Origin of the sequence: Paracoccus spongiarum, from assembly GCF_030732095.1 — a bacterium.
Taxonomy (GTDB): domain Bacteria; phylum Pseudomonadota; class Alphaproteobacteria; order Rhodobacterales; family Rhodobacteraceae; genus Paracoccus; species Paracoccus spongiarum.
The window spans coordinates 39,269-65,691 of record NZ_JAVAMQ010000011.1 but is presented as its reverse complement, the minus strand read 5'-3'; the positions used below and the strand labels follow the sequence as shown (position 1 = coordinate 65,691).

The window sequence follows — 26,423 nt, the reverse complement described above, 5'->3', positions numbered from 1 at the left end:
CCAGAACTTCCACGCCCGGCCGCCAAGGCAGCCGGGCAACATCTACGAGAAAGGGAAGAGATGAAAGTCAAAGATGTCCTGAAGCTCATCGCCGATGAAGAGATCGCCTATGTCGATGTCCGCTTCACCGACCCCAAGGGCAAGCTGCAGCATGTGACGCTGGACAAGGATCTGGTCGACGAGGACTTCTTCGAGGAAGGCTTCATGTTCGACGGCAGCTCGATTGCCGGGTGGAAGTCGATCGACCAGTCCGACATGAAGCTGATCCTTGATCCCGCCTCGGTCTATGTCGATCCGTTCTACGCCGAAAAGACCCTGTGCGTGCATTGCAACGTGGTCGAGCCCGACACCGGCGAGCCCTACAGCCGCGACCCGCGCGGCACAGCCGTGAAGGCCGAGGCCTACCTGAAATCCTCGGGCATCGGCGACGCCGCCTATTTCGGCCCCGAAGCCGAGTTCTTCATCTTCGACGACGTGCGCTATTCGGTCACGCCGCAGAAGGTGTCGTTCCAGATCGACGCGGTCGATGCCGCCTGGAATACCGACACCGAATACGAGATGGGCAACCAGGCCCACCGCGCCGGCCACAAGGGCGGCTATTTCCCCGTCAACCCGGTCGATGCGGCGCAGGACATCCGCGGCGAGATGCTGACCACCATGAAGCGCATGGGCATGAAGGTGGACAAGCACCACCACGAGGTCGCCAGCGCGCAGCACGAGCTGGGGCTGATCTTCGGCACCCTGACCGAGCAGGCCGACAACATTCAGAAATACAAATACGTCATCCACAACGTCGCCGCCGCCTATGGCAAGTCGGTGACCTTCATGCCCAAGCCCATGAAGGGCGACAACGGCTCGGGGATGCATGTCAACATGTCGATCTGGAAGGACGGCAAGCCGCTGTTCGCAGGCGACAAATACGCCGACCTGTCGCAGGAGGCGCTGTATTTCATCGGCGGCATCCTGAAGCACGCCAAGGCGCTGAACGCGCTGACCAACCCCTCGACCAACAGCTACAAGCGGCTGATCCCGGGCTTCGAGGCGCCGGTGCTGCGGGCCTATTCGGCGCGCAACCGCTCGGGCTGCGTGCGGATTCCGTGGACCGAAAGCCCCAAGGCGAAACGTGTCGAGGCGCGCTTCCCCGATCCGGCCGCCAACCCCTATCTGGCCTTCGCGGCCCTGCTGATGGCCGGTCTGGACGGGATCAAGAACAAGATCGATCCCGGCCCCGCCTCGGACAAGGATCTCTACGATCTGCCGCCCGAGGAACTGGCCGAGATCCCGACCGTCTGCGGCAGCCTGCGCGAGGCGCTGGAAGAGCTGGAGAAGGACATGGACTTCCTGCTGGCGGGCGACGTGTTCACCCGCGACCAGCTGGAAGGCTATATCGCGCTGAAATGGGAAGAGGTCTATGCCTACGAGCATACCCCGCACCCGGTCGAATACGCGATGTATTACAGCTGCTGAACTGCGGCAGGGACAGGATCCGACAGGAAAGGGCGCCGCAAGGGCGCCCTTTCTTCGTGTTCGGGTCTCCGAGGACTATTCGGCCGCGATGGCCGCTGCCGTGGGATAGTCGGTATAGCCATGCGCGCCGCCGGCATAGAAGGTCGCGGGGTCCTGTTCGTTCAGCGCCAGACCGTCGCGGAACCGCTGCGGCAGGTCGGGGGTGGCGATGAAATCGCGCCCGAAGGCCGCCGCATCGGCGCGGCCGTCGCGAAGCAGCGCCTCGGCGCTCGCCTGCGTCAGACCCTCATTGGCGATCACCACGCCGCCGAAGGCGGCCTTGATGTCGTCCAGCAGGCTGTCCTCGGCCAGATGCTCGCGCAGCGCCAGGAAGGCCACGCCGCGCTGTCCCAGCAACCGGGCGACATGGGTGAACAGCCCCTTGCGGTCGCTGTCGCCCATGTCGTGGCTGTCGGCCCGCGGTGCGAGGTGGACGCCGACCCGGTCCGCGCCCCAGACGCCGATCACGGCATCGGTGATCTCGGCCAGGAAACGGCTGCGGTTTTCCAGCGAGCCGCCATAGCGATCCTCGCGCCGGTTGGTGCTGTCCTGCAGGAACTGGTCGATCAGATAGCCGTTCGCGGCATGGATCTCGACCCCGTCGAAGCCCGCGCGCCGCGCGTTCTCGGCGCCCTTGCGATAGGCCTCGACAATGCCGGGGATTTCCTCGGTCCCGAGGGCGCGGGGGGTGACGTAATCCTGCTTGGGCCGCACCAGGCTGACATGGCCTTCGGGGCGGATGGCACTGGGCGCGACCGGCGTCTCGCCGTCCAGGAACAGCGGCGCCGAGATCCGCCCGACATGCCACAATTGCAGGAAGATCAGCCCGCCGCGATCATGGACGGCCTGTGTGACCAGCTTCCAGCCCTCGACCTGCGCCTCGTTCCAGATGCCGGGGGTGTCGGCGTAGCCCACGCCCATCGGCGTGACGCTGGTGGCCTCGGACAGGATCAGACCGGCGCCGGCGCGCTGCGCATAGTATTCCGCCATCAGCGCGTTCGGGACGCGTGCCTCGCCGGCGCGGCTGCGGGTCAGCGGCGCCATCACGATCCTGTTCTTCAGGGTCAGCGGGCCAAGCGGCAGGGGGTCGTGAAGTGTCGGCATGGAGGGTCCTTCCGATGCGATGTGTCTGTCATCGCCAACTGTGTGCGGCGGTGGAAGGTTTCAATGGGCGGCTCCGCGCATGGCCGCATCCCGCCCTCCGCATGACGGCTGGCGCGTGGGCAGTCACGAAAGCGCGGGTCGGCCGCGCCGCGATATTCCCTGTGGCGGTTTTTCAAGCTATCGCAACGTCATGGACATCGCGCTTCTGATCTCGGTCACCGCACTTCTGTTTCTGGTCATCGCCGCGGCCGAGCCGCTGGCGGCGCGGCTGTCGCTGCCCTACAGCGTGATCCTTGCGGTTCTGGGCATCCTCATCGGGGCCGGTGCGGTGTTCTTCCTGCGGACCGAACTGACCGACGCGCTGAACCCCATCGCCGAGGCGATCCTGAACCTGCCGATCCGCTCGAACGTGTTTCTCTACCTGTTCCTGCCGACGCTGATCTTCCAGGCGACACTGGGCATGAACGTGCGCCGGATGCTGGACGACTGGGTGCCGATCCTGACGCTGGCGGTGGTAGCCGTGGTGGTGGCGACGCTGACCATCGGTTATGCGCTGGCCTGGGTCAGCGGGTTGCCGCTGGTGGTCTGCCTGCTGATCGGCTCGATCGTGTCGACCACCGACCCCTCGGCGGTGGTGGGCATCTTCCGGTCGCTGTCCGCGCCGCGCCGGCTGGCCCGGATGATCGAGGGCGAAAGCCTGCTGAACGACGCCGCCGCCATCGCGCTGTTCGGCCTGTTCATGGGCTTCGTGATGCTGGGCGTGCCCGATCCCAGCTTCGGCCAGGCGATCGCGCAATTCCCGATGCTGATGGCGGGCGGTGCGCTGGCGGGCTGGCTGGTGGCGCGGGCCGCGCTGCTGCTGATGCAGTGGTTCGCGCGTTACGAGCTGGCGCAGCTGTCGGTCTCGGTCGCGGTGCCCTATCTGGCCTATGTGGGCGCCGAGCACCTGTTCGGCGCCTCGGGCGTGATCGCCGTGGTGGCGGCGGGGCTGACCCTGAACCTGATGGGTCCGGGCCGTCTGGCGCCCGCCTTCTGGACCAACCTGCGCGAGGTCTGGGACCTGCTGGCGCACTGGGCCGGGGCGCTGATCTTCATTCTCGCGGCGCTGCTGATCCCGCGCCTTCTGGAGGGGATGCGACCGGGCGACTACGCGCTGGTGCTGGTGGTGATCCTGGCCGCCATCGTCGCCCGCGCGATCATCCTGTTCGGGCTGATGCCGCTGCTGTCGCTGGCGCGGCTGTCGCCGACCGTCGAACGGCCCTATCGCGCCGCGATGCTGTGGGGCGGGCTGCGCGGCGCGGTCACGCTGGCCCTGGCGCTGGCGGTGACCGAAAGCCTGCGCGTACCGGTCGAGACCAAGCGCCTCGTCGGCATCCTTGCCACTGGCTTCACGCTGTTCACGCTGATGGTGCAGGGCACGACGCTGCGTTGGGTCATCAGCCGGCTGGGGCTGGACCGGCTGTCGCCTCTGGACGAGGCGCTGTCGAACCAGGTGGTCGCGGTGGCGCTGCAAAGCGTGCGCGAAGAGGTCGCCAACGCGACCGAGAACTACGACCTCACCCGCGAGACCGTGCGGTCCGAGGCCAAGCGGTTCGCCGCGCGGCTGGACAAGGCGGTGGAACGCGCCGAGGCCGAGGACAATGCCGAGATCCTCGATCGCGACCGCATCACCCTGGGCCTCATCGCCCTGGCCGGCCATGAGCGCGAGGTCACGCTGGAGCGGTTCCGCGAACGCGCGGTCAGCGCGCGGCTGACCGAACGGGTGCTGCACGACGCCGACCGCCTGATCGAGGCCGCGCGCACCGGCGGGCGCTTCGAATACCAGCGCGCTGCCCGGCGCAGCCTGCGCTATGGCTTCAGCTTTCGCGCCGCCGCCGTGCTGCGCGACTGGCTGCGCTATCCCGCTCCGCTGGCCCGGATGACCGCCGACCGCTTCGAATCGCTGCTGGCCAAGCGGCTGATCCTGCGCGACCTGCACGGCTTCATCGACAGCCGGATCCGCCGCATCCACGGCCGGCGGGTCGGCGATGTGCTGCACGAGCTGCTCAAGCGCCGCGTCGAGGCGGTCGAAACCGCGCTGGAGGGGCTGCGTCTGCAATATCCCGGCTATGCCGAGGAACTGGAACGCCGCTTCATCCGCCGCACCGCGCTGCGCCTCGAGGAACGCGAATACAACGCCATGCGGGATGACGGGCTGATCGGGGCCGAGCTGCACACCGCGCTGATGGCCGATATCGGCCGCCGCCGTCGGCAAGCCGAGGGCCGCCCCGAACTGGACCTGGCCCTGCGCAAGAGCGAGATCGTGCGCCAGTTCCCGCTGTTCGCCGATCTCGACGCGACCGAGCTGCGCCGCCTCAGCCGGGCGCTGCGCACGCGCTATGTCAATGCGGGCCGGGTGATCGTCCACAAGGACAGCGCCGCGCGCAGCGTGTTCTTCGTGGCCTCGGGCGCGGTCGAACAGGAAATCGCCGGCCAGACCACGCGTCTGGGCCGGGGCGAGATGTTCGGCCAGATGGCCGTGCTGACCCGCAAGCCGCGCCGCGCCGAGGTGACCGCGATCACGCCGACCAGCCTGCTGGAACTGGACGAGACCGGGTTCCGCCGCGTGCTGAAACGGTCGAAGGCGCTGCGTCAGGCGGTGCGCGACAGCGTCAGCGCCAAGGCGATGGCCGACGAGGCGATGAAGCTGCCCGAACTGGCCCTGGACTGACCGCTTGGCGCGGCCCGGCCGCCGGGCTAGAACCGCAGACCCCAGATGACGAGGAACCGATGGACCCCGCCGACCGCATCGCCCGCCTGATCGCCACCGAAATCGACGCAAGCCCGGCGCAGGTCGCGTCTGCGGCCCAGCTTCTGGATGGCGGCGCGACGGTTCCCTTCGTCGCGCGCTATCGCAAGGAGGCGACCGGCGGGCTGGACGGCACCCAGCTTCGCAACCTGTCCGAGCGGCTGGCCTATCTGCGCGAGATGGAGGCACGGCGCGCCGCGATCCTCGGCTCGATCCGCGATCAGGGCAAGCTGACCGACGATTTGGCCCGCGCGCTGGCCGGGGCCGAGACCAAGGCCGCGCTGGAAGACCTTTATCTGCCGTTCAAGCCCAAGCGCCGCACCAAGGCGATGATCGCGCGCGAGAACGGGCTGGAACCGCTGCTGCGGGCGATCCAGGCCGACCGCGCCGCCGATCCGGCGGTGCTGGCGCGGGGCTTCGTGACCGAGGCGGTGGCCGATGTAAAGGCTGCGCTGGACGGCACCCGCGACATCCTGGTCGAGGAACTCGGCGAGAATGCCGCCCTGCTGGGCGCGCTGCGCGACTTCATGCGCGCCGAGGCGTTCATCGCGGCGCGGCTGGTCGCCGGCAAGGAGCAGGCGGGCGCCAAGTTCAGCGACTATTTCGACCACCGCGAGAAATGGGCCTCGATCCCCGCCCATCGTGCGCTGGCGATCCTGCGCGCCGCCAAGGAAGAGGTGGTGACGATCGAGATCGCGCCCGATGCCGACACCGGCGCCGCGCGCGCCGAGGGCATCGTGGCGCAGGCCATCGGCCCGCTGGGCAGTGGGCCGGGCGATCAGTGGCTGCGCCAGGTCGCCGGATGGGCATGGCGGGTGCGGTTGTCGAACACCATGTATATCGACCTGCTGACCGAGCTGCGCAAACGCGCCCATGACGAGGCGATCCGCGTCTTCGCCCGCAACCTGCGCGACCTGCTGCTGGCCGCGCCGGCCGGACCCAGGGTGACCATCGGCCTTGATCCGGGCATCCGCACCGGCGTCAAGGTCGCGGTCGTCGATGCCACCGGCAAGCTGCTGGACACGGCGACGATCTATCCGTTCCAGCCCAAGAACGACCTGCGTGGGGCCGAGGCCGCGCTGCTGGCGCTGATCGCGCGCCACGGCGCCGACCTGATCGCCATCGGCAACGGCACCGCCAGCCGCGAGACCGAACGGCTTGTGGCCGAGGTGCTGAAGCGGCTGCCCAGGGGCGCCAGGATCCCGGCCAAGGTGATCGTGTCCGAGGCCGGCGCCTCGGTTTATTCGGCCTCGGAACTCGCGGCGAAGGAATTTCCCGATCTCGACGTGTCGCTGCGCGGGGCGGTGTCGATTGCCCGCAGGCTTCAGGACCCGCTGGCCGAACTGGTCAAGGTGCCGCCCGAGGCAATCGGCGTGGGCCAGTATCAGCATGACGTGGACCAGCGGCAACTGGCCAGGGCGCTGGAAGCCGTGGTCGAGGATGCGGTGAACGCCGTCGGCGTCGATCTGAACATGGCCTCGGCACCGCTGCTGGCGCATGTCGCGGGGCTGGGGCCGTCGCTGGCGCAGAACATCGTGGCATGGCGCGACGAACACGGCGCCTTCCCCTCGCGCGCGGCGCTGAAGAAGGTCGCCGGCCTCGGCCCGCGCGCCTTCGAACAATGCGCGGGCTTCCTGCGCATCCGCGACGGCAAGGAACCGCTGGACGCATCCTCGGTCCATCCCGAAGCCTATGGCGTGGCGCGCCGGATCGTTGCCGCCTGCGGTCGCGACATCCGCGCGATCATGGGCGACGGCTCGGCGCTGAAATCGCTGCGGGCCGAGCAGTTCGTGGATGGCGAGTTCGGCCTGCCGACGATCCGCGACATCTTCGCCGAACTGGAAAAGCCCGCCCGAGACCCGCGCCCCGGCTTTGTCACCGCCGCCTTTGCCGATGGCGTCGAGGACATCGGGGACCTGCGCCCCGGCATGGCGCTGGAAGGCACCGTCACCAATGTCGCCGCCTTCGGCGCCTTCGTCGATATCGGCGTGCATCAGGACGGGCTGGTGCATATCAGCCAGTTGGCCGACCGCTTCGTGAAGGACCCCAACGAGGTGGTGAAGGTGGGCGATGTGGTCCGCGTCCGCGTGACCGAGGTCGATGTGGCGCGCAAGCGGATCGGGCTGACCATGCGCAAGGATGGCGGCGCCGAGGCCGGCGGTCCGCGCAAGGCCGCCGCACCGGCGGGCGGTGGCAAGCCGCAACCGCGGCAGGGCGGCGGCAAGCCCGCGCAGTCGGCCGAGGCGGGGCAGGGCGCATTCGGCGCGGCGCTTCTGGACGCGATGCGCAAACGCTAGGGGCCCGCGCCGGGCCGCCGGCTACAGCGCGTCGAAGGCGGGGGCGTGGTGGATCGCGGTGCCGGCGGGCAGATCGCCCAGGACCTGCAGATGCGGCCCGGCATGGGCCGAGCGCAGATCGGCCGGGCGGAACCCGAAGCGGCCGTAATAGGCCGGATCGCCCAGCACCACGATGGGCGTCGTCGCGGCGCGGTCGAACACCGCGCCGATCAGCGCGCCGCCGATGCCCAGCCCCTGCGCGCCCGGCGCGACCGCCAGCGGCGCCAGCGCCATCGCCGGCTGATCGCCCGTCAGCGGCGAAAGCGCCAGATGGCCCAGCACCGCCCCGCCCGCCACGGCGACCAGCGACAGGGACAGATCGCCCGCCGCGCGCAGATCGCGCACCAGCCGCGCCTCGGCCTGGGACCCGAAGGCGGCGCGGTGCAGCGCGTCGATGGCGTCGTGATCGGCGCGGGTTTCCGGCCGGATCACCGGCATCGCCTCGCGCCGCTGGATGTCGCGCTGCAGCCCGCCCGATTCGCGCGCCCAGTCGCTGTCGCCCGTGCGGCGCTGATGGGCGGCGAAGGCATCGCCGTCGCGGAACAGCTCGGCCAGGTGCCAGACCAGCGGATCGTCGTCCTGCCAGACATCAAAGCGCAGGCAGCCCGGCTCGGCCCGGCTTAGGTCCGCGTGGCGCGGAAGAAGGTCCAGGACCATCATCATCTGCGCGGCATCGGGGCAGGTCAGCCGCCCCTGGATTTCAACCATCGGCCGGGCCAGCGGCACCGGCAGGCCGTCGGCCGCCGCGTCATGCGGTCTGCCGGGGTGGTGGTGGCCACAGCTGCAACTCATCGCGCTCTCCCGTGTCGCGGCCGGCTACTCGACCGTCACCGACTTCGCCAGATTGCGCGGCTGGTCCACGTCGGTGCCCTTGGCGACCGCCGTGTGATAGGCCAGATACTGCATCGGCACGGCATAGAGGATCGGCTGGAACACCCCGCCACCCGAGGGCAGCCGCAGCGTCGCATGGGCGCCCTCGGCGCCCGCGTCGATGCCCTCGCGGTCCGAGATCAGCAGGATCTGGCCATGCCGCGCCATCACCTCCTGCATGTTCGAGATGGTCTTGTCGAACAGCGCGTCATGCGGCGCCAGCACCACGACCGGCACATTCCGGTCGATCAGTGCGATCGGCCCGTGCTTCAGTTCGCCCGATGCATAACCTTCCGCGTGGATATAGCTGAGTTCCTTGAGTTTCAGCGCCCCTTCAAGCGCCACCGGATAGAGCGCGCCACGGCCCAGATACAGCACGTCCTGCGCCTGGGCCAGCCAGTCCGACAGCGCCCGGCAGTCATCCGACAGGTTCAGCGCCTGCTGCATCAGCGCCGGGATCGCGCGCAGATCGGCCAGGTGCGCGGCCAGCGCGGCATCGTCGATCCGGCCACGGTCATGGGCGGCCTTCAGCGCCAGGATGCCCAGCACCGCAAGCTGGCAGGTGAAGGCCTTGGACGAGGCGACGCTGACCTCGATCCCGGCGCGCGTCGGCAGGGCGATGTCGCTGTCGCGGGCGATGGCCGAGGTGCCGACATTGACCAGCCCGACGGTGCGGCTGACATGGGCCCTGGCATAATGCAGCGCCGCCAGCGTGTCGGCGGTCTCGCCCGACTGGCTGACGGCGATGAACCAGCTGCTCGGCGACAGGGGCGGCTCGCGATAGCGGAATTCGGACGCCACGTCGATGTCGCAGGGCAGTCCGGCCAGCTGCTCGAACCAGTATTTCGCGACATGGCCGGCCAGATGCGCGGTGCCGCAGCCGACCAGGGACAGCCGGTCGACGCCGCGGAAATCCAGCCCCTCGGGCAGCACGATGCGGTCGCCCTTGATGTAGTGGTTCAGCACATCCCCGATTACCACCGGCTGCTCGGCGATCTCCTTTGCCATGAAATGCCGGTAGCCGGCCTTGTCGATGGCGGTCGAGCCGACATCGATGCGGCCCTGCGCCCGGCCGACCTGATGGCCCTCGGAATCATAGATCTGCACGCCCGCGCGGGTCAGCACCGCGTGGTCGCCGTCCTCCAGATAGGTGATCCGGTCGGTAAAGGGCGCCAGCGCCACCGCGTCCGAGCCCAGGAACATCTCGCCCTCGCCATGACCGATGGCCAGCGGGCTGCCCTTGCGGGCGGCAACCATCAGGTCGCCCTCGCCCTCGAACAGGAAGGCCAGCGCAAAGGCGCCGTGCAGCCGGGCCAGCGTGGCGCGGGAGGCCTCGACCGGCGACAGGCCCTGATCCATGTGATGCCCGGCCAGCAGCGCGACGGTCTCGGTGTCGGTCTGCGATTCGGGCTGGATGCCCATGGCGATCAGCTCGTCGCGCAGGGCGCGGAAATTCTCGATGATGCCGTTATGGACGACCGCGACCCGGCGCCAGCGATGCGGATGGGCGTTCACCTCGGTCGCGGCGCCATGGGTGGCCCACCTGGTGTGGCCGATGCCGGCATGGCCGCGCAGCGGGTCATGCACCAGCCGGTCGCTGAGATTGACCAGCTTGCCGACCGCCCGGCGCCGGTCCAGCCGGCCCTCGGCATCGACGGTGGCCACGCCGGCGCTGTCATAGCCGCGATATTCCAGCCGCCGCAGCGCATCGACCAGTTGCGGCGAGACCTCGTGCCGGCCCAGAATTCCGATGATGCCGCACATCAGCCCTTGTCCTTCTTCAGCCGCAGCGCCTGCATCAGCCTCAGGCCAAGCCGGGCCTTGTTTTCCTGCCGCGCCCGGCCGATGGCCAGGTCGCCATCCGGCACGTCACGGGTGATGACCGAGCCGGACCCGGTGACCGCCTCGTGGCCGACCCGGACCGGGGCCACCAGCATGGTGTCGCTGCCGATGAAGGCGCGGGCGCCGATCTCGGTGCGGTGCTTCATCACGCCGTCGTAATTGCAGGTGACCGTGCCGGCGCCGATATTGCTGTGCTCGCCGATATGGGCGTCGCCCAGATAGGTCAGGTGGCCGACCTTCACACCCTCGTCCAGCACCGAGTTCTTGATCTCGACGAAATTGCCCACATGCACGTCGCCGCCCAGTTCCGCGCCGGGGCGCAGCCGGGCAAACGGGCCGACGGTCGCGCCCGACGAGATGTGGCAGCCTTCCAGATGGCAGAAGGGCAGGATCTCGGCCCCGGATTCGACGGTGACCCCGGGGCCGAAGACGACATTCGGCCCGATGATCGCATCGCGGCCGATGGCGGTATCCAGCGAGAACCAGACCGTGCCCGGATCGATCAGCGTGACGCCGTTCTCCAGCGCGTCACGCCGCGCCCGGGCCTGGAAGGCGGCCTCGGCGGCGGCCAGTTCGGCGCGGGTGTTGATGCCCAGGGTTTCCTCTTCGTCGCAGGTCACGACATCCGCCCGGCGACCCTCGGTGCGGGCCAGCGCCACCAGATCGGTGAGGTAGTATTCGCCGGCCGCGTTGTCATTGCCCAGCCGCACGATCAGTTGCCGCAAGAGCCCGGCCTCCAGCGCCATGACGCCCGAATTGCACAGCGCGATGCGGCGGGTGGCGGCATCGGCGTCCTTGAACTCGACGATCCGTTCCAGTCCGCGGTCGGTCACGACCAGCCGGCCATAGCGGCCCGGTTCCTCGGCCTCGAAGCCCAGCACCACGACGTCGGCCGGGTGGCCCGACAGCGCCGCCAGCGTATCCTCGCCGATGAAGGGGGTGTCGCCATACAGCACGATCACCTTGCCCTCGAAGCCCTCAAGCTCGGTCAGGGTCTGGCGCACGGCATGGCCGGTGCCGAGCTGCTCGGATTGCAGGACGATCGCTGCATCGGGGTCCAGCCGGGCGACCGCCTTGCCGACCGCCTGGGCGCCATGGCCGGCCACCACGATGACCTGTTCGGGTTCCAGGCTGCGCGCCGCCGCCAGCGCGTGGCCGATCATCGGCACGCCGCCAAGCCGGTGCAGCACCTTGGGCAGGTCCGACTGCATCCGGCTGCCCTGTCCCGCGGCCAGGACCACCACCGCTATCGCAGAATCCGCCATTGCCGCCCTCATCGCCTGTTCACATTCTTTGCGATGGGTTCTAGTCGGGGCCGGCGGCGCTGGAAAGGCCCGGCGCGTTCACCTTTGTTTTCGGATCGTTTCGTGGGGGCGGAAAATGGCTGACGGATCGCGCGGCACGGTGGTGTTCGACCTTGACGGGACGCTGGCGGACACCTCGGCGGACCTGATTGCGGCGGCCAATGCCTGCTTTCGGGCGCGCGGGCTTGGCGCGCTGCTGGACCCGGTCGCGGATGCGCTGATCGCCTTTCACGGCGGGCGCGCGATGCTGCGGGCGGGCTATGGGCGGATCGGTGCCGACACGCTGCTGCCGCCGGGCGCCGAGGACGAGGATTATCCGCGGCTGCTGGATCATTATGGCGCCAACATCGCCGTGCATACCCGGCTGTATCCGGGGGCAGGGGCGGCGCTGGCGCGGCTGGCCCGGGACGGCTTCCGGCTTGCGGTCTGCACCAACAAGCCCGAGGCGCTGGCCGAAACGCTGCTGTGCGAACTGGGCATCCGCGACGCCTTCGACGCGCTGATCGGGGCCGATACGCTGCCGGTGCGCAAGCCCGATCCGCGGCCCTATCGCGCGGCGGTCGAGGCGGCGGGGGGCCGCGTGGCGGCGTCCTTCCTGCTGGGCGACACCGAGACCGACCGCCGCACCGCCAGCGCCGCCGGGGTGCGGGTTGCGCTGGTCGGTTTCGGTCCCGAGGGCGCGGCGATCGGGCGTCTGGCGCCGGATGCGCTGATCGGCCATTTCGACGAACTGCCCGACCTCGCGCGGCGCTGGCTGGCATAGGCTGCCGGCCGCCCCCTACCATTCGGCGCGGCCTTGCGCTAGGAACCCGCCCAAAGCCCGGACCTGATGCCGGCCCGAAGGGATTTGTCCACATGAAATTCACCCTCTCCTGGCTTGCCGAACATCTCGACACCACCGCCACGCTGGACCAGATCACCGAGGCGCTGACCGATCTGGGCCTTGAGGTCGAGGATGTCGCCGACCCCGCGGCACGCCTGCGCCCCTTCACGCTGGCAAAGGTAATCGAGGCCAGCCCGCATCCCGACGCCGACCGGCTGAGGGTCTGCCGCGTGATGACCGACGAGGGCGAGAAACAGATCGTCTGCGGTGCGCCGAACGCCCGCGCCGGCATCACGGTGGTGCTGGCAAAGCCCGGCGATTACGTGCCCGGCATCGACACGACGCTGGGCATCGGCAGGATCCGCGGCATCGAGAGCCACGGCATGATGGCGTCCGAGCGCGAGCTGGAACTGTCCGAGGAACATGACGGCATCATCGAACTGCCTTCGGGCGAGGTCGGCGAACGGTTCACGGACTGGCTGGCCCGGAACGCGCCCGAGCGCATCGACCCGGTGATCCACATCAAGATCACGCCCAACCGCCCCGACGCGCTGGGCGTGCGCGGGATCGCCCGCGATCTTGCCGCGCGCGGGCTGGGCCGGCTGAAGCCGCTGCCAGAGGCGCGGGTCGAGGGCCGCTTTGCCTGTCCCAAAGGCGTGCGGATCGCGCCAGAGGTGGCGGCCAAGGCGCCGTTCTTCGCCGGCCGCGTGGTGCGCGGGCTGCGCAACGGGCCCAGCCCCGACTGGCTGCAGAAACGCCTGCGCGCCATCGGCCTGCGGCCCATCAACGCGCTGGTCGACATCACCAATTTCTTCACCTTCGACCTCAACCGCCCGCTGCATGTCTTCGACGCGGCCAAGGTCACGGGCGATCTGGTCCTGCGTGCCCCGCGGCCCGGCGAAGAGATCACGGCGCTGGACGACAAGACCCATGTGCTGCCGCCCCATGCCGTCGTGATCTGCGACGCGAACGGGCCCGAAAGCATCGCCGGGGTGATGGGCGGCGCCGCCTCGGGCGCCGACGCGGCGACCACGGAGGTGTTCATCGAGGCGGCCTATTTCGACCCGATCAGCACCGCGGCGACGGGCCGGGCGCTGAAGATCAATTCGGATGCGCGCTATCGCTTCGAACGCGGCATCGACCCCGACTTCACGCTTGCCGGGCTGGAGATGGCGACCCGGATGGTCCTCGATCTCTGCGGCGGCGAGGCTTCGGAGGTCGTCACCGCCGGCGCGCTGCCCGACACCCGCCGCGCCTATCGCCTTGATCCGCAGCGCACCAGCCGGCTGGTCGGGCTCGACATCGCCGAGGATCGCCAGCGCGCGATCCTGCAATCGCTCGGTTTCCGGCTGGAGGGCGACATGGCGCATGTGCCCTCGTGGCGTCCCGACGTGCTGGGCGAGGCCGACCTGGTCGAGGAAATCGCCCGTATCGAAAGCCTGACCCGGCTTGAGGGCAAGCCGCTGGCCCGGCCGCAGCCCGGCGTGCCGCGCCCGATCCTGACGCCCGGCCAGATCCGCGAGAAGGCGGCCCGCCGGCAGGCGGCGGCCCTCGGCTACAATGAATGCGTCACCTACAGTTTCATCGACCAGGCCGCGGCCGCGATGTTCGGCGGCGGGTCCGATGCGGTGCGGGTCGAGAACCCGATCAGCAGCGAGATGACCCATCTGCGCCCCGACCTGCTGCCCGGCCTGCTGGCCGCCGCGGCGCGCAACCAGGCGCGCGGGGTGGCCGACCTGGCGCTGTTCGAGATCGGGCCGGTCTTCTCGGGCGGCGAGCCGGGCGAGCAGGCAACACAACTGGCGGGGCTGCTGGTCGGATCGACCGCGCCGCGTGACCCCTTCGCCAGCCGCCGCAAGGTCGATCTTTATGACGCCAAGGCCGATGCCGAGGCCGTGCTTGCCGCCGTCGGCGCGCCGGCGCGGGCCCAGATCAACCGCAGGCTGGACGGCTGGTGGCATCCCGGCCGCGCCGGCAATATCGCCCTTGGGCCGAACATCCTCGCCAGCTTTGGCGAGGTGCATCCGCGCGTGCTGCGTCAGCTGGACATCAAGGGGCCGGCGGTGGCCTTCACCATCCGGCTCGCCAACATCCCCTTCCCCAAGGCGCAGGGCGCGGGACGCCCGGCGCTGGAGATCTCGGGATTGCAGGCGGTCGAGCGCGATTTCGCGTTCGTCGTCGATCCGGGCGTCGAGGCGGTGACGCTGGTCAACGCCGCGCAGGGGGCCGACAAGGCCCTGATCCGGCAGGTCAGCGTCTTCGACCAGTTCACCGGGCTGGAGGGCGGGGCCAAGTCGATCGCCATCACCGTCCGGCTGGAACCGCGCGACAAGACCCTGACCGACGCCGAGATCGAAGCGGTCAGTCAGAAGATCATCGACAAGGTCGAGAAGGCGACGGGCGGCACGCTGCGCCGCTGACGGTTGCCGGGTGCCGCAGGCCGGGACGATCGACCAGCTGCGGAGCCCGCCGGGCGACCGCTCGCCGAACCGGGCCGGGGCCTGCGCCAGTTCGCGAATGCCGGCAATCGCTCTGCCGAGAGTGCCGGTACTGGCCACGCAGTCGAACGACCGCCTCGGCTCGTCGGGTTGGCTGCGGCCATGAAGCGGCCTAGAACGGTCCGGGCGCAGCCATGACGCCCGACCGGATCGGGCGGTGGCACAGCCCCCGCAGGGCCGATGGCTTCGATGACCTGTCGGTCGGGCCATTCGCGCCGAGGCGTGCGGGATGTCCGGAAGGGTGACAGCCATGCGCACGCGGGAACGGGTATTGCTCGGGATGTCCCGCAGGGCGCTGGACGGCGCAAGGCCGGTCGTCGCGGGCGGGACGATGCGGGCTCACTGGTGCGGACGCGGTCCACCGAGGCGGCTGGCCGCCTTCGGCGTGTCCGGCGCGCTGTTCCGGGTCGGCAGGTTCCCCGGCCTCGCCCGGCCCGACCCGGCAGGAGGAGCGGGCTTCCCCCGCCGGTCTCGGTCCGCGCCGACATGCCGGACCCGCAGGGCGGGGACGCCCGCCGTCTCGCCGCCGGCCTCCACTGCCAGCCCCGCCGGGGCGCAGCGCATCGTCGAGGGCAGCGGAGAGGTCCGCAGCCGCAGGGCGGCCGCTACCACGACCCCTGCCCGGTCGAGGACGGCAGGGGCGCCTCGGGCTGCGCTTCTCGAACTCTGCGCGTCGCATCTTGCTGCCGCCTGCCGCGGCCTCAAGGTCGCCGGTGTGACACCCGCCCGGCCGTCCCGCATCATCATCGGCCGAGGCTGCCCGGCGATGCGACGGCAACCATGTCGAAAAGGATGGCCGAGCGCCCGGCCGGCGATCCCGTCCCATGCCCGGGCTGACAGCCGGAGGTGACACCCCTCTGCCTGCGAACGTCAATCTGTTTGGCAAGACGGACAGAAAACCGCGCGGCGATTCGGAAGAATCACCGCAATTCCCTGATGAACAGGACAGGTTCTGGAGCGGGTGATGGGAATCGAACCCACGTATTCAGCTTGGAAGGCTGCTGCTCTACCATTGAGCTACACCCGCGCCGCACCGGTATAGGCGCGGCGGCGCGGGGGTGCAAGACATCCGCGCGCGGCTTGGGCCTCAGCGCCGCTGTGCGAAGAAATCCTGTAGCAGGTCGCGCGACGCATCCGCGCCGATGCCGTCATAGACCTGCGGGCGGTGATGGCATTGCGGATGGTCGAAGACCCGCGCGCCATGCGCCACCCCGCCCATGCGCGGATCGGCGGCGCCGTAATACAGCGTCTCGATCCGGGCCGCCGAGATCGCCGCCGCGCACATCGCACAGGGTTCCAGCGTCACCCACAGGCTGTAGCCCGGCAGCCGCTGCGATCCGGCTGCCGCGCAGCCGGCCCGGATGGCGAGGATCTCGGCATGGGCGGTGGGGTCGGACAGTTCGCGGGTGCGATTGCCATGCGCCCCGGCGATGCGCCCGTCCGGGCCGATCAGCACCGCGCCCACGGGCACCTCGCCCCGCTGCGCGGCGGCCCGCGCCTCGGCCAGCGCCTGCGGCATGTGGGAGGTGAAGATCATGCCCCGCTTGTCGCAAGGCGGGGGGCGGCGCGCAAGCGTCCGCGATAAGGCTTTCCCAATGCCCGGCAACCGCGTAGAAGCCATGCTTTGCCACCGCAGCGATGCGCAGGAGATTTCGCCATGACCGACGATCCCGACCAGACCAGCCATGTCGACGGCCCCGCCGGGCCGGCAGCCCAGAATCCGGCCCAGACGGCAGCCCAGACGGCGGCCTTTACGGCGGCCCATACGGCGGCCAAAAAGCCTGCCGATGCGGACCGCATCGCCAAGGTGATCGCCCGCGCCGGCCTTGCCAGCCGCCGCGACGCCGAGCGGATGATTCTCGAGGGCCGGGTCAGCGTGAACGGCCAGAAGATCGACAGCCCGGCGCTGGACGTAGGGCCGGCCGACCGCATCACCGTGGACGGCAAGAAGCTGGACGAAAAGCAGGAAACCCGCCTGTGGCTGTATTACAAGCCGGTCGGTCTGGTGACATCCGAGGCCGACGAGAAGGGCCGCCAGACGATCTTCGACGCGCTGCCGCGCGATCTGCCGCGGGTGATGACGGTCGGGCGGCTGGACCTGACCTCCGAGGGGCTGCTGCTGCTGACCAATGACGGCGAGCTGAAGCGGCGGCTGGAATTGCCCGCGACCGGGTGGCTGCGCCGCTATCGGGTGCGGGTGAACGGCACGCCCAGCGACATGACCTTCGATCCGCTGCGCCGTGGCGTGACCATCGAGGGCGAGGACTTCGCCCCCATGGAGATCAAGCTGGACAGCCAGCAGGGGGCCAATGCCTGGCTGACCGTCGGCATCCGCGAAGGCAAGAACCGCGAGATCCGGCGGGCGATGGCCCATGTGGGGTTGCAGGTGAACCGGCTGATCCGCGTGGGATACGGCCCCTTCAAGCTGGCCGGGCTGGAACGCAACGAGGTCAGCGAGGTCAAGCGCCGGGTGCTGCGCGACCAGCTGGGCGGGCTGTTGACGGGCGAGGTGGCCGAGAAGGATCGCGAGATGCGGCCGCGCGGCGCCGAGGGCGGCGGCCGGGCGCGGCTGGGCGAGGATCGGCCCCGCGCCGGCGGTCCCGGCAAGGGTCCGCGCCGGCAGGCCGACGGCGCAAGCCCCGGGCGGCGGCGCGGTGCAGACGAGGGCGACCGGCCGCGCCCGGCCGGCGGCGGCTGGGCGCGGGGCGACGGCCGAGCCGGACGCCCCGATCGCGACGGCGCAGCCTTGCCGCGCGGCGAGAGGCCCTGGGCGCGGGGCGACCGCGGCGGGGCGGATCGCGATGCCGGCCCGGGCGCCGAGGCCGGATCGCGCGGCGACCGCCCGCGCCGCAGCTTTGCTGCCCGCGCCGAGGGCGAGGCGCAGGGCCGGCCGGACCGCCGCCTTGGCAAGCCGGGCGGCAAGGGCTTTGGCAGGATCGGAGATGGCGATGCCGCACGGCCCGGGCCGGGGGCCGAGGGCGACCGTGCGCGCCGGCGCTTTGGCAAGCAGGGTGACGACCGGGCCGCACAAGGTGCCGCTTCGGGCCCGGCGACCGGCGCAGGTCTCGCGCGCGGCGGCAAGCCCTTCGGCAAACCCGGCGCGGGGCAGGGGGCGCGCGAGGGCGCGCGTCCGGGGCGGGCGCGCGGAGAGGATGGCAAGCCCTTCAGCCCCCGCGCGGGCGGTGGCAACCCGGGTGGCGGCAAGCCCGGTTTCGGAAAGCCCGGCGGTGGTCGGCCCGGAGCAGGCCGGTCAGGCGGACCGGCGGGTCGGGGGCCGGGCGGCAAGCCCGGCGGCGGCTTCAGGGGCGGCCCGGGTGGCGGCTCTGGTGGTGGACCGCGCGGGCCACGCGGCGGCGGGGCGTAAGACGGAAAAAGAGGGGCGCAACCGGCGCCCCTTTCTCATTTCGTCAGGATCAGCTTGCCCGCCCGGGTGATGCGCAGCTGATAGATCTGGTCGTCCAGCACGATCAGCGCCTGATTTCCCCCACGGGTCAGTTGGGTGGCGTCATGCTGGGGCATGCGGGCCAGCACCGTGGTGGCCGGCTGCGAGAAGTCGGAGGGGCGGGTGGCGGTCATGGGGCTCTCCTGACGGGATGAAGTCGATGGTCCAATGCTGACAAATTTGGTCTGGTATGTCAAAGTAAAAGAGTCGGAATTGGCGCGACCCGGCGCCCTCCCTGCGCAGGGCTGCCCTCACCCGCCCGACAGGCACGCCTCGACCGTCTCGGCCAGACCGCGCAGCGTCGCCTCGTAAAGCCCGGCGCCGCCCTCGATCGCCGCGCCGGCCGGGTCCAGCGCCGCGCCCATCACCACATCGCTGCCGCCGATCGCCGCCTCGATCAGCTTCTTGTCGTGGCCGAACTCGGGAAAGGCGCAGCGCGCACCTGACGCACCGATCTGTGCCTGCACATCGGCGATGCGGGCCGCCGAGGGGCTGGTGGCATCGCCAAGCGCCACGGCGATGGCAGGCTGAAGGCCGAAATGGTCCGTGAAATAGCCATAGGCGTCGTGAAACACCACAAAGCGTCGGTCTGCCAGCGGCGCCAGCCGCCCCGTGATCTCGTGATCCAGCGCGCTCAGGCGGGCCTGCGCAGCCGCCGCGTTGTCGGCATAGGTGGCAGCATTGCCGGGATCGCGACGCGACAGATCCCCGGCGATGGCCCGCAGCCAGATCGCCGCATTGGCGGGATCGAGCCAGGCATGGGGATCGATGCCGTCGTGGCCGTGATCGCCCGTGGCCTCAGGGCCGTCCCCGTCGTCTTGCCCAGCATCGTGCTCTGCCTCCCCGAAGGCGCGCAGTGCGGTGTCGGGCACGTCCAGCAATTGCAGGTCCCGCCCCGCGCCGCGCGGTGCCGCAGCGCGTTCCAGCCAGGGCGTCAGGGCCGGGCCCATCCAGACCAGCAAGTCGGCCGATTGCAGAGCCGCCGCCTCGGAAGGGCGCATCTGGTGGTGATGGGGGCTGCTGCCGGGGGGCAGCAACAGCCCCGGCGCACCCAGATCGCCCATCACCTGCGCCACAAGCGAGGCGGTGATCGGCGTGTCGGCCACGACCCGCGGGGGCTGGGCCAGGGCGGGGCCCGCGATCAGCACGATCAGGGCGGCAATGGGGGCAAAGCGCATCGGGGACGTCCTTCGGAGCATGCGGGGTCGGTTGCAGGACAAGGCTTGTCCATGTTACATGATAACAAGTCAATCCGTATGTAATAAGATAACGGTCCGTGAGCCAGATCCCCCGCCCAGGCGACGCCGCCTTCACCCCGCATGACCATCATGCCTGCCAGTCCGGCGCGCTGGACGCCGCCGAGGCGCGCCTTGCCGAGCAGGGCGCGCGTCTGACCCCGGTGCGGCGGCGCACGCTGGAGATCCTGCTCGAGGCGCATCGCGCGATGGGGGCCTATGAGGTGCTGGACCGGCTGGCCGCCGAGGGCTTCGGGCGGCAGCCGCCGGTGGCCTATCGCGCGCTGGACTTCCTGGTGGAACACGGCCTTGCCCATCGCCTGCAGCGGCTGAACGCCTTCGCCGCCTGCCTGCATCCGGCCAAAGATCACGCGCCGGCCTTCCTGATCTGCCGCGCCTGCGACCAGCTGGCCGAGCTGGCGGCCGCGCCGGTGCGCGCCGCGCTGTCCGACCTGGCGCAGGGCGCCGGCTTCGCGGTCGAGCGCGCGACCATCGAGGCGGTGGGGCTGTGCGCCGCATGCGCCGCCGGGGGGCGGGCATGAGCGCGCTGATCGAGGCGCGCGGCCTGACCATCCACCGCCCCGGCAGCGCCGAGACGGTGCTGCGCGACGTGGATTTTCGCATCGACCCGCAGGAGATCGTGACCGTGGTCGGGCCCAACGGCTCGGGCAAGTCGTCGCTGGTGCGCGCTTTGCTGGGCCACATGCCGCTGGCTGCGGGGCATGTCGCGCGGCGACCGGGCCTGCGCATCGGTTATGTGCCCCAGCGGGTCCAGATCGACACCGCGATGCCGATGACGGTGCGCCGCTTCCTGTCGCTGCCGCGGCGGATCAACGATGCCGAGGCCCGCACCGCGCTGGAACGGACCGGCGTGCACGGCATCGACCGGCGGCAGCTTGCGCAGCTGTCGGGCGGGCAGTTCCAGCGCGTCCTGCTGGCGCGCGCGCTGCTGCACCGGCCGCATCTGCTGGTGCTGGACGAGCCGACCCAGGGGCTGGACCAGCCGGGCATCGTCGCCTTCTATCAGCTGATCGCGGATCTGCGCCGCGATACAGGCGCGGCGGTGCTGATGGTCAGCCACGACCTGCTGGTGGTGATGCGCGCCTCGGACCGGGTGGTCTGCCTCAACGGGCATGTCTGCTGCGAGGGCACGCCCGAACATGTCAGCACGGCCCCCGCCTATCGCGCGCTGTTCGGCGCCGAGGCACAGGGCGCGCTGGCGCTGTATCGGCACCATCACGACCATGCGCACGACGATGGATGCCTGGCCGACGACGGCCGCGGCCACGCCGCTCGCACGCATCACGCATAGGCGTCAGGACACGGACATGCTGGACGATTTCTTTCTGCGGGCGCTGCTGGCCGGGCTTGGGCTGGCGGCGGTGACCGGACCGCTTGGCAGCTTCGTGGTGTGGCGCCGGATCGCCTATTTCGGGGATTCGATGGCCCATGCGGCAATCCTTGGCGTGGCGATCAGCCTTGCCTTCGGCATGTCCATCTATGCCGGCACGCTGGCGGTCGCGATCGCGATGGCGCTGCTGGTTTCGGCTCTGGTGGCGCGGGGGCAGGTGATGGATACGATGCTGGGGGTGCTGGCCCATGCGGCACTGGCGATCGGGCTGGTGGCGATCAGCTTCGTGCCCTCGGCGCGATCAGACCTTGCGGGCTTCCTGTTCGGCGATGTCCTGGCGGTCGGCTGGACCGATCTGGCGCTGATCTGGGGCGGCGGCGCCCTGGTCCTGGGCCTGCTTGCCTGGCGCTGGCAGCGGCTTGTGACGGCGACGGTGAACGAAGAGCTGGCGATGGCTGCCGGAATCGATCCGCGGCTGGAACGGTTGATCCTGTCGCTGGCGCTGGCGGTGGTCGTCGCGCTGGCGATTCGGGTGGTCGGCTCGCTGTTGATCTCGGCCATGCTGATCGTGCCGGCGGCGGCGGCGCGCGGCCTTGCCGCCACGCCCGAGCGCATGGCCGCGCTGGCCGCGCTGATCGCCGCCGCGTCGGTCGCGGCAGGGTTGTGGGCCAGCCTGCATCTGGACAGTCCCGCCGGCCCCTCGATCGTCGCGGCGGCCACGCTGTTCTTCATCATCGGGCAGGTTTTCCGGCGCGGCTGAGGCGGATTTGCGCCGCCCTTCGGCAGGCTTGGGCCGATGCGGAACCAGGCCGTCGGGTGGGTGTTGGCCAATATGCAACAGTGCTCCCAAGCCCTCGGCGGATTTGATTTAATGCTGCTTTTCAACCGTCCGGGATTGTGTAACTGTCGCAGCGATGTTGCCGGAGACGGCAGCCTTCAAACGAAACGGAGCATGATCATGACCAAATTCGCTACCTTCGCTGCCGCTCTCGGCCTGACCGCCACCTCGGCTCTGGCCGGTGGCTATGTCGCCCCCATCGTCGACGTCGAGCCCGTCGTCGTCGAAGAGTCGGCCGCTTCCTCGAACGCCGGCCTGGTTGTTCCCGCCCTGCTGCTGCTGGGTGTGATCGCCGCCGTTGCTTCGGACGACGACGACAGCTGATCTCGGGACGGATCGGTTCTTCCGGTCTGTTTGAAGGGGGTTGACCATCGGTCAGCCCCCTTTTCCATGTGGATGTTTCCCGGGCTCATGCGCCGCATGGCGGTGCCACGGCGCAGCGACCGAAAGGAAAAGGCCGGCCCTCGCGGGCCGGCTTTGGTCGTCTGTGCGGTCGCGCGGAAGGGGGCGCGGTCGCACGGAAGGGGGCGCGGTCAGGGTCGCAGGGTCTGGATGGTGACATAGCCCAGATTCGGGCCGATCCATTGCCGCGATACCGCGATCTGGCCGCCCTGGACCAGATAGTTGTTCTGGAAGCTGGTGCCGTGGCCCGCGCAGCTTTCGATGGTGATGCCGGCGGTGGGGCCGGGGCCCACGCTGCAGTCGAATTGCAGCGGGCGTTCCAGCCCGTCGCCGCTGAAATAGCGCATGGTCCGCTGGCCGTTGCCCGAGCCGCCGGCGCGGATCAGCGCCTCGGTGCGCGGCTCGGCCACGGACAGGTCATGGCCAAGGCCGCGGGTGCCGACCAGCATCCCCCCGCGCAGGATCAGCGCCTCTTCGGCGGGCGTCATGTAGGTGCGCAGCGCGCCGTTCTGCCCGGTCATTGCCATGACCTGGGTGCGGCCAAGCTGTTCGAAGCCGACCTGGATCAGCGGGCCGGGATTGACGCGCAGCGCCTCGGCCGCGGCCTCCTGCGCCGATTTCGGCGGGGCGGCGGGCGTTTCGGGCGCGCGACGCGCGGCGACCGTCTGCGCCACCGCTCCGGCCAGAGCGCCCAGGGGACCGCTGTCGGTCTCGTCGCCGCTGCCATTGCCGCACCCGGCCAGCAGCGCCAGAAGGGCGCCCGTCAGAACGCAATTGCGGGCCGCCGTCATCGCCAGAACCTCCCCCAGCCGTCATAAAGCCTGACCGAATGGCTTTCGCGTACGCGGTCATACAGGCGATCCTGGACCTCCAGCCGCGCCCCGCCGTCGCGCGACAGGGACCGCAGCGTGGTGCCGGCGCGGTCGCGCGTCGGCTGGCCGGTCGCCCATCCGATCGGGATGGACAGCGAGATGCCCTTGTCAAAGCTGCCCTCGCCGAATTCCTCGGCGCTGAGATCGGTCTTGGTGGCAAAGGCGCCGATGCGCCAGCCATTCGCGAATTCCCGCGTCAGCGTGACCGTCGCGCCCCGGTCACCCGCCAGATACTGGCCGACATCCAGTTGCGCGGTGAAGCCCTGCGCGAACTCGTAATAGGCCGAGACATGGCCGGTCGTCACCTCGTAGTCGCGGAAATCCAGCAGGCTGTCGAAATCGCGCTTGCGCACCCGGTTGACCTCGATCCCGAGAGCCAGGGGCGAGTTCGCGGGCTTCCACAGCGCCTCGGCCGAGACGCCGCCATAGGCGCGTTCCAGAAGGCCGGCGGTGACGCGGGTATAGACCGTCTCGGTCGGCTTGGCATACCAGGCCAGGGTCAGTTCGGGGATGGTGGGGCTGCTGTTGCCCGTATACATCCGCGTGTCCGACCGCACCCGCGGCACGCCCTGCGGCGTCGTTTCCAGGGCCGGATCGGCAAGGTATTCCTCGGGCGTGTAATACTGTCCGCGCGTGCCCGGCAGACCGATGCCCGGCCCGCGCTGGTCGATATTGCCGAAGACGCGCTGGCGCAGGGCGCCGGTCAGCACGAGGCCCGGCACGATCTCGTAGCTGGCGCGGGCCTGGGCGCCGACCTCGTGGGTCAGCCCGTCCTCGGCGCTGAAGACGCCGAGATCCAGATAGGGCCGGATGTTCCAGCGAAAGCGCGGATAGATGCCGGGGCTGCGGACCATGCCCTCGGCATAGGCCGGCGCGTCCGACAGCAGCGAGGCGGCGGCGATCTGCCCGGCCTCGGTGTTTTCCAGCCGCTCGAGGTCGGACCGGCGCAGCGTCACCGACGAGGTCGGCACGCCGTCGGCGGTCGAGGTGATCACCAGCGTCTCGACCGAGGGCGGCAGGGCGCGGCTCATCAGCCGCGCGGTGCGCCCGACCGCCTCGGCCTGGTTCACATAGCGCTGGTTGCGGATGCGCACCTCGGCACGGTTCGCCGACAGTGCCATTGCCTCGAGGATCTGGCCCTCCTCGGCCATCGCATCGCCCAGCGCCTTCTGGATGGCGGGCTGCGCGGTGGGGTCCTGCGACCAGCTGCCCGACCAGCCGTCGGGATCGGCCGCGGGCGCGGGCCGCGGCCGGACCGGCGCCGGAGCCTTTTCGAGGCCCGAGGGATAGGGCGCCTCGCGCGGGTTCAGCGCCAGCGAGAACTGCGCGCCGAAAGTCTCGCCGCCGATCGTGTAGAGGCCAAGCTCGTAATTGCGGCCCAGACGGTAATAGGCGCCCAGGTTCAGGTTGCTGCCGGGTTCGGCATCGCCCTGCTGGAACTCCCGGCCGTTGCTGTAGCGGGCCAGATAGGTGTCGTTGGAATATTCCGCGACCAGGCTGAGGCGGTCATTGACCTGCCAGCTGACCGAGCCGAAGGGATTCGCGCCGCCGGTGAACCAGTCATCGACATTGGGCGTGCCGCCCTCGTCCGCGACGTCGATGGTGCGCGGCTTGCCGGCCAGCGTGCCCCAGCCGAGGCCGGCCGAGACGCGGATCGCCGGCGTGACATTGCGGGTCGCGACGATGTATTCGCCCGAATAGACCCCGGTGCCCAGGAAGTCGCGCAGACCCACGGCGACGGCCGGCCGCCAGCCCTGTTCGTCCAGCAGCTGGTAATGCAGGTCAAGCGAGCGGTCCGAGATATAGCCCTCGCCGCGGAAATCGTTGATCCCCTCGACGCGGGAATAGCGCAGCACGACGCTGAGATCCGGCAGCGCCTGGAACAGCACGTTGCTGCGCCGGGCATAGTCCGACCAGGACAGCGAGGCGCCCAGCGTGCCATCGGCCAGTGTCTCGGCGGTCGGCGTGTCGATCCCGCCCGGAAGGCCAAAGCTGGACAGGTTGCGCGCCAGCATCGGGTCGGCCACGGCGGTCGAGGACACCGACCCCATCACAAGGGCCGCCGGCAGGGTCGTCGCCAGCAGGCGGCGGGTTAACAGGGATCGGCGCATCGGGGTTTCCTCGTTCGGCGGATGTCCGGATCATAGCGGCGGGGCCGCCGGATTGCAGCCCGCCCGCGCATTTTCACCAGCGGACTGCGTCATCTGGGCCGCAATGCGGCCGTCGCGGCCTAGTTGCCGTCGGTCGCGGCCTCGGGCGTGGTCGTGGATGCCGCCGGCGCGGGCGGCAGGACCGGCGGCGTGGTGGGCAGCGTCATGGCCGGCGCCGGCAGGGTCGTCGCGGGCGCCGCGGTCGAAGGCGCCGTGGTCGAAGGCGCCGGGGTCGAAGGCGCCGTGGAAGAGGGTGCCGGGGTCGCAGGGGCCGTCGCGGCCGGTGCCGGGGTCGCCGGTGTGGAACTTGCAGGGGCCGGGCTGCTGGTCGTCGGCGCAGGCGTTGTGGCGGCGGGTGCCGGCGCAGCGCGGGCCGGGCTTGGCGCGGCGGGCTTCGGCGCGGCCGCCCTTGCGCGCGGCTCGGCCGGGGCAGGCGCCTTGACGGCCGCCACCGCCGCCGCGACCTCGGCGGTCGCGGGGCGCGCACAGCCGGCATTGCTGCGGCCGGACACGATCAGGGTTGCCGTCATCGGGAATTTCTCGCCGGCCATGCTGTCCTGGCACTGGCGGCTGCGGACGGTCAGCGCGAAGGGCCGCCCGTTCAGCACGCCGACATATTCCACGCCCTCGGCGAAGGTCAGGCGGTTGACGCGGACCGCGCGGCCCTTCTGGTTCTCGGGCGTCTTGTAGATCGCGGTGCTGCCCGCCACGTCCACCGACCAGAACGGCTCGTTGCCCCGCGCGCTGAAGGCGGCGGTGTTCATCGTGGTTGCCTCGGCCGTCGCCACGGCGCGGGGCGCGGCCGCGCCGGTCTCGATCGGCTGTTCCAGCGGCGAGACGCCCGGAGGGCCCTTGTGACCCTGCGCCGCCGGCGCCTCGTCCGTGCCCCCCAGTCCGGGCAGGCTGACGCCCTGGCAGGCGGCAAGCGGCAGGGTCAGCAGGGCGATGAGGGCAAGACGCGTGGACATTCTGGGGCCTATTCGTGGGATCACTGTCCGCCAAGCGTTAGCAACCGCCGGCGGTCGGGGCAAGCGCGGCGCTTGGCTGCCGGCGGCAAGGCGC

General features: G+C 70.3%; 20 protein-coding genes and 1 tRNA gene. 10 read left to right on the top strand and 11 right to left on the bottom strand.

Features of this window, described 5'->3' with window-relative positions:
- Window positions 1-60 precede the first annotated feature (60 nt).
- Window positions 61-1,467: a type I glutamate--ammonia ligase gene (gene glnA / locus Q5Y72_RS12830; protein ID WP_305963817.1), complete on the top strand. Its 1,407-nt coding sequence runs from the start codon at window positions 61-63 to the stop codon at window positions 1,465-1,467.
- Window positions 1,468-1,542: 75 nt separating this feature from the next.
- Here glnA and Q5Y72_RS12825 read toward each other — a convergent pair whose 3' ends face one another.
- Complete coding sequence (locus Q5Y72_RS12825) at window positions 1,543-2,610, bottom strand: alkene reductase (protein WP_305963816.1); 1,068 nt, start codon at window positions 2,608-2,610, stop codon at window positions 1,543-1,545.
- Window positions 2,611-2,800: 190 nt separating this feature from the next.
- On the opposite strand from Q5Y72_RS12825, the gene Q5Y72_RS12820 reads away from it, so the two are divergent.
- Both Q5Y72_RS12820 and Q5Y72_RS12815 read left to right on the top strand, forming a co-directional pair.
- Entirely contained in the window at window positions 2,801-5,320 is a 2,520-nt protein-coding gene (locus Q5Y72_RS12820) for a cation:proton antiporter (protein WP_305963815.1), read from the top strand.
- Between the two features lie 59 nt (window positions 5,321-5,379).
- Window positions 5,380-7,695, top strand: coding sequence for a Tex family protein (locus tag Q5Y72_RS12815; protein WP_305963814.1), 2,316 nt, complete (start codon window positions 5,380-5,382; stop codon window positions 7,693-7,695).
- Between the two features lie 21 nt (window positions 7,696-7,716).
- On the opposite strand, the gene Q5Y72_RS12810 is transcribed toward Q5Y72_RS12815, so the two are convergent.
- The 3 genes from Q5Y72_RS12810 to glmU are packed head-to-tail and all read right to left on the bottom strand — an operon-like array spanning window position 7,717 to window position 11,711.
- Window positions 7,717-8,526 (bottom strand): GNAT family N-acetyltransferase, encoded by an 810-nt coding sequence (locus Q5Y72_RS12810; RefSeq protein ID WP_305963813.1) that lies wholly within the window; start codon window positions 8,524-8,526, stop codon window positions 7,717-7,719.
- Window positions 8,527-8,550: 24 nt separating this feature from the next.
- Window positions 8,551-10,368 (bottom strand): glutamine--fructose-6-phosphate transaminase (isomerizing), encoded by a 1,818-nt coding sequence (gene glmS, locus Q5Y72_RS12805; RefSeq protein ID WP_305963812.1) that lies wholly within the window; start codon window positions 10,366-10,368, stop codon window positions 8,551-8,553.
- Window positions 10,368-11,711: a bifunctional UDP-N-acetylglucosamine diphosphorylase/glucosamine-1-phosphate N-acetyltransferase GlmU gene (gene glmU, locus Q5Y72_RS12800; protein WP_305963811.1), complete on the bottom strand. Its 1,344-nt coding sequence runs from the start codon at window positions 11,709-11,711 to the stop codon at window positions 10,368-10,370. Before glmU ends, glmS begins: the two co-directional genes overlap by 1 nt.
- A 115-nt stretch (window positions 11,712-11,826) precedes the next feature.
- Between glmU and Q5Y72_RS12795 the strand changes: the two genes are divergently transcribed.
- Both Q5Y72_RS12795 and pheT read left to right on the top strand, forming a co-directional pair.
- Window positions 11,827-12,513 carry an HAD hydrolase-like protein gene (locus Q5Y72_RS12795; protein ID WP_305963810.1) on the top strand — a complete coding sequence of 229 codons (687 nt, stop codon included), beginning with the start codon at window positions 11,827-11,829 and terminating at the stop codon, window positions 12,511-12,513.
- A 92-nt stretch (window positions 12,514-12,605) separates the two neighbouring features.
- Window positions 12,606-14,993, top strand: coding sequence for a phenylalanine--tRNA ligase subunit beta (gene pheT, locus Q5Y72_RS12790; protein WP_305963809.1), 2,388 nt, complete (start codon window positions 12,606-12,608; stop codon window positions 14,991-14,993).
- Between the two features lie 1,031 nt (window positions 14,994-16,024).
- Here pheT and Q5Y72_RS12785 read toward each other — a convergent pair.
- Window positions 16,025-16,098: transfer RNA gene (locus Q5Y72_RS12785), tRNA-Gly, on the bottom strand.
- A 60-nt stretch (window positions 16,099-16,158) separates the two neighbouring features.
- Window positions 16,159-16,608 carry a nucleoside deaminase gene (locus Q5Y72_RS12780; RefSeq protein ID WP_305963808.1) on the bottom strand — a complete coding sequence of 150 codons (450 nt, stop codon included), beginning with the start codon at window positions 16,606-16,608 and terminating at the stop codon, window positions 16,159-16,161.
- Window positions 16,609-16,728: 120 nt separating this feature from the next.
- Here Q5Y72_RS12780 and Q5Y72_RS12775 point away from each other — a divergent pair, with 120 nt between their 5' ends.
- Entirely contained in the window at window positions 16,729-18,435 is a 1,707-nt protein-coding gene (locus Q5Y72_RS12775; RefSeq protein WP_305963807.1) for a pseudouridine synthase, read from the top strand.
- Between the two features lie 35 nt (window positions 18,436-18,470).
- Here the strand turns inward: Q5Y72_RS12775 and hemP are convergent, their stop codons facing one another.
- Window positions 18,471-18,647, bottom strand: a complete 177-nt coding sequence (hemP, locus tag Q5Y72_RS12770; protein WP_305963806.1) for a hemin uptake protein HemP — start codon at window positions 18,645-18,647, stop codon at window positions 18,471-18,473.
- A gap of 117 nt (window positions 18,648-18,764) precedes the next feature.
- A complete protein-coding gene (locus Q5Y72_RS12765; RefSeq protein ID WP_305963805.1) occupies window positions 18,765-19,691 on the bottom strand; it encodes a zinc ABC transporter substrate-binding protein in 927 nt (308 codons plus the stop codon).
- Between the two features lie 98 nt (window positions 19,692-19,789).
- On the opposite strand from Q5Y72_RS12765, the gene Q5Y72_RS12760 reads away from it, so the two are divergent.
- The 4 genes from Q5Y72_RS12760 to Q5Y72_RS12745 all read left to right on the top strand — a co-directional run bounded on the left by Q5Y72_RS12760 (window position 19,790) and on the right by Q5Y72_RS12745 (window position 22,261).
- Complete coding sequence (locus tag Q5Y72_RS12760; RefSeq protein WP_305963804.1) at window positions 19,790-20,290, top strand: Fur family transcriptional regulator; 501 nt, start codon at window positions 19,790-19,792, stop codon at window positions 20,288-20,290.
- On the top strand, window positions 20,287-21,060 hold the full coding sequence (locus Q5Y72_RS12755) for a metal ABC transporter ATP-binding protein (protein ID WP_305963803.1): 774 nt from the start codon (window positions 20,287-20,289) through the stop codon (window positions 21,058-21,060). Before Q5Y72_RS12760 ends, Q5Y72_RS12755 begins: the two co-directional genes overlap by 4 nt.
- A gap of 16 nt (window positions 21,061-21,076) precedes the next feature.
- Window positions 21,077-21,859, top strand: a complete 783-nt coding sequence (locus tag Q5Y72_RS12750; RefSeq protein ID WP_305963802.1) for a metal ABC transporter permease — start codon at window positions 21,077-21,079, stop codon at window positions 21,857-21,859.
- Window positions 21,860-22,057: 198 nt separating this feature from the next.
- Complete coding sequence (locus Q5Y72_RS12745; RefSeq protein ID WP_371930823.1) at window positions 22,058-22,261, top strand: hypothetical protein; 204 nt, start codon at window positions 22,058-22,060, stop codon at window positions 22,259-22,261.
- A 209-nt stretch (window positions 22,262-22,470) separates the two neighbouring features.
- Here Q5Y72_RS12745 and Q5Y72_RS12740 read toward each other — a convergent pair whose 3' ends face one another.
- From Q5Y72_RS12740 to Q5Y72_RS12730, 3 genes are all read right to left on the bottom strand, one after another.
- Complete coding sequence (locus tag Q5Y72_RS12740) at window positions 22,471-23,130, bottom strand: YjbF family lipoprotein (protein WP_305963800.1); 660 nt, start codon at window positions 23,128-23,130, stop codon at window positions 22,471-22,473.
- Window positions 23,127-25,322 carry a YjbH domain-containing protein gene (locus Q5Y72_RS12735; RefSeq protein WP_305963799.1) on the bottom strand — a complete coding sequence of 732 codons (2,196 nt, stop codon included), beginning with the start codon at window positions 25,320-25,322 and terminating at the stop codon, window positions 23,127-23,129. Before Q5Y72_RS12735 ends, Q5Y72_RS12740 begins: the two co-directional genes overlap by 4 nt.
- 119 nt (window positions 25,323-25,441) lie before the next feature.
- Complete coding sequence (locus Q5Y72_RS12730) at window positions 25,442-26,329, bottom strand: COG3650 family protein (protein ID WP_305963798.1); 888 nt, start codon at window positions 26,327-26,329, stop codon at window positions 25,442-25,444.
- Window positions 26,330-26,423: the final 94 nt, after the last annotated feature.